This is a genomic window from Streptomyces sp., assembly GCF_031178505.1.
Classification (GTDB): domain Bacteria; phylum Actinomycetota; class Actinomycetes; order Streptomycetales; family Streptomycetaceae; genus Streptomyces; species Streptomyces gulbargensis.
The window spans coordinates 1-2881 of record NZ_JAPSIW010000842.1 but is presented as its reverse complement, the minus strand read 5'-3'; the positions used below and the strand labels follow the sequence as shown (position 1 = coordinate 2881).

The following is a 2881-nucleotide window of genomic DNA, read 5'->3' as shown; positions in this document are numbered from 1 at the left end:
GATGTTCGAACGGAGGGCGGGTCACAACGAGCCGCCCGAGCCGTCTGATCGAACAGAACACGCAGATTGGCCGGAAACAGACGGTCGCGTCGATCGAAGCGCTCGAACGGAAAGGCCCGAGCGTCCGGACCGGCCCGAGCCCGAGCCCGAGCACGCCACCGGGCCCGAACACGACGCCGAACCTGACGTTCTTCTGTCCGCCCAGGAGAGCCGGGCCCGCAGGAACGTTCAGCCGGTCCGCAGGGTCGCCCGCCGCAAGGGTGGCCGCCCGATCGTCCCGCCGCTCGCCGGGGTGCCGGGACAGATGGGTCCCGCCGGTGAGCGCCGTGGTTCCGAGCCGGGTGACCCGGAGGGACGGGGCGGCAAGGGGCGGCGGTTGTCGGACCGGGCCAGGGCCCTGGAGGAGGATCTGGCCGCCGAGCGAGCACAGGAAGCGCCCCCGGAGTCCGCTCCCTGACGGGAACGGCCTCCGGGGGCCGTGGCGGCGTCAGCCGAAGAACCGGGCGAGCTGATGAGGAGAGACCTCGGAGGCCTCGCCCGGCGACGCGCCGCCCTCCTCGCCTTCGCTCTCCTCGTCCCCGTCGTCGATGCCCGGACGGGGCACCGGTTTCGGAGGGTCGGGCTGGTCGCCGTCCTCCGCGCCGTTGACGCACTGGAACATCCAGTTGGCGACGGCCAGGTGGTCCACCGCCGCGGCGAGGAGGTGATCCGTGATCGACCACTCGGCCGACTCCCCGTGGAGCTCGCGGTGGAGCGCGCTCTCCCGCGGCAGGGCCTTGATCAGCACCAGGAGCCGGCGGCTGGAGAGCTCACCGCGGTGCCAGTCGAGGATGTCGGTGGCGTAATAGCGGAGGAGATCCGCCTCAAGGGCCTCGGCGTGTTCGTCGACGAACTCGACGAGGCTCAGTCTTCCCCCAGGCCGAGCCCGGTCTCCTTGCCGTAGGCCTCCAGGATGGCGGCGATGTCCTGCATCGTGACGTCGTGCTGCTCGAAGCGGTTGAACTGCTCCTCACCCATCAGGAGTTCGAGCAGGCCGTCCACGTCGTTGTCGTCGAGCTTGCGCAGCGCCTTCGCGGTGGCGCGGCTCAGCTCGGTGGGAAGGGTGTAGGTCTCGCCGTCCAGTTCGAAGGACCACTTGCGGCCGTGGGCCTCCTGGCGCTGGGCGCGGGCTGCGTTGACGTCGAAACGGGCCATGGTGATGCGTACTCCTTGTTCGCGTGGTTCGCGTGGGTGAATGAGGAGAGGGGGTGGGGCGGGACGGCGGCGTGCCGTCCCGCCCCGGTGGAGCTGGATCAGACGGCCGCGCCGTACTGGCTGTCCTTCATGAGGAAGGTCGCCAGCGGCTTGCCGTCGCCGTTCGACATCGCGGAGAAGGTGATGCCCAGGGTGGACGCCGCCTTCCGGGCCAGCTTGATGTCGTCGGAGGCGGTGACCTGACCGCGCGGGATGATGAAGCGGTAGGTGACACCGGTGGTGCCGCCGGCCTTCACGTCGGTGAACTCCAGGCCGAGGGCACGGACGTCCGCGAACGGACGCTCGGAGATCTCGTACTTGAAGGTGTCGGCCGACGCGGCCGGGTCGGCCTCGACCTTGCCGCCGCCCATGAAGAACGGCAGCGTGTCCTCGTTGAACTGGAGCATGGAGAACTTCAGCGAGAGGTCACGGGCCGAGTAGATGTAGTGGACCGGGGAGACCGACTGCCACGAGTCGATGGCCTCCAGCTTGTCCTTCTTCGCGAAGGTGACACCGTCACCGGTCGTGAAGCCCAGGTCGGTCCAGCCGGACCAGTCGGCGGCGGAGTCACCGGTGCCGAAGGCCGGGGCGGCCGTACCGACCTTGGCCACGTAGAGCTTGCCGGTGCCGGCGACGCGGATCTCGGCCGAGTTGTTTCCTGCCATGGTGGTTTTCTCCTTGGTGAGAGGGTGTGGGAGAGACCGCCCCGGGCGTCCTGCCCGGGTACGGCAAAGGCCCCGCCGGACGGCGAGGCCTGGTCTGTGGGGGAGCGTCCGAGGGGCTAGAAGACGCTCACGGAGAGGCGGATCACGCAGAGGTAGCGGTTGGCGCCCCGGTAGACGTAGTCGGGCAGCCAGCGCGGCCCGTCCTGCTCCTCGACGTCGCTGATGAAGTTCACGCCGACCTTCTTGCCGATGGTGGCGAGCAGCGCGCGGCGGGCGCCGTTGGCGAGGACGTGGGCCGCGTTCTTGGTCGGCCCGTACACCTCGAACTCGATCAGCGGCATGTCGACGTGCTGGTCACCGATCCAGGCGCCGCCGCGGCGGTTCACCAGGACGGCGCTCTGCGTGCCGTCGAAGCCGGCCGGCGCCTGGACCGCGATGATCGCGCCGGCCAGGGCCGGGTCGGCCTTGAGGACGTCGACGACCAGCTTCTCGACGTCTGGGAAAGCACTCGGGGGAGTGGTCATGACGGTTCTCCTCGGGAGGGGGAGGGCGGACGGGTGAGGCGTGGTGCGCGGTGGTGCGAAGGGCCGCTCGCGTCCCGTCCCCGCGCCCGGTGGGCGGGGCGGGGGAGGTGCGGTGCGGCGGCCGCCGTCCGGGGCGCTCCGGCGGGGAGGGGGAGGGGCGCGGACACGCTCCCGGACGGCGAGCGGCGGAGCCGCGGCCCGTCTCGCGGGCACAGCTCCGCCGCTGCACCAACTGTGACAGAGAGCGTGCGCGCACGCAACTAATTCGGTGGGGGTCCGCGAAATCGCACGTCAGCGGCTCGATAGGTTGACCGTCACCCGACCGAGGGAGTCCCCATGACCGCCGATCCGCCCCCTTCCGGCCCCGCTCCGGCCCCCGCCGCACGGCCCGCTCCCGCCGGCTCCCACCGTCCCCGTCTCCTCTACGTCACCGACCTCGCCTACCCCGCCCGCGGCCGC

At 71.0% G+C, this 2881-nt stretch carries 4 protein-coding genes; all 4 read right to left on the bottom strand.

The window, feature by feature from the left end; genetic code table 11:
• Nucleotides 1–487: 487 nt before the first annotated feature.
• The 4 genes from RIF68_RS33275 to RIF68_RS33260 all read right to left on the bottom strand — a co-directional run bounded on the left by RIF68_RS33275 (nucleotide 488) and on the right by RIF68_RS33260 (nucleotide 2422).
• On the bottom strand, nucleotides 488–787 hold the full coding sequence (locus RIF68_RS33275) for a hypothetical protein (protein ID WP_375165097.1): 300 nt from the start codon (nucleotides 785–787) through the stop codon (nucleotides 488–490).
• 116 nt (nucleotides 788–903) lie between these two features.
• Entirely contained in the window at nucleotides 904–1194 is a 291-nt protein-coding gene (locus RIF68_RS33270) for a hypothetical protein (protein WP_309055179.1), read from the bottom strand.
• Nucleotides 1195–1292: 98 nt separating this feature from the next.
• A complete protein-coding gene (locus RIF68_RS33265) occupies nucleotides 1293–1898 on the bottom strand; it encodes a phage tail protein (RefSeq protein WP_309055177.1) in 606 nt (201 codons plus the stop codon).
• A 116-nt stretch (nucleotides 1899–2014) separates the two neighbouring features.
• Nucleotides 2015–2422, bottom strand: coding sequence for a hypothetical protein (locus RIF68_RS33260; RefSeq protein WP_309055175.1), 408 nt, complete (start codon nucleotides 2420–2422; stop codon nucleotides 2015–2017).
• Nucleotides 2423–2881: the final 459 nt, after the last annotated feature.

Excerpts from the sequence above, each read along its gene's own strand:
- RIF68_RS33270 (WP_309055179.1), bottom strand. The coding sequence starts at position 1,194 with ATGGCCCGTTTCGACGTCAACGCAGCCCGCGCCCAGCGCCAGGAGGCC.
- RIF68_RS33265 (WP_309055177.1), bottom strand. The coding sequence starts at position 1,898 with ATGGCAGGAAACAACTCGGCCGAGATCCGCGTCGCCGGCACCGGCAAG.
- RIF68_RS33260 (WP_309055175.1), bottom strand. The coding sequence starts at position 2,422 with ATGACCACTCCCCCGAGTGCTTTCCCAGACGTCGAGAAGCTGGTCGTC.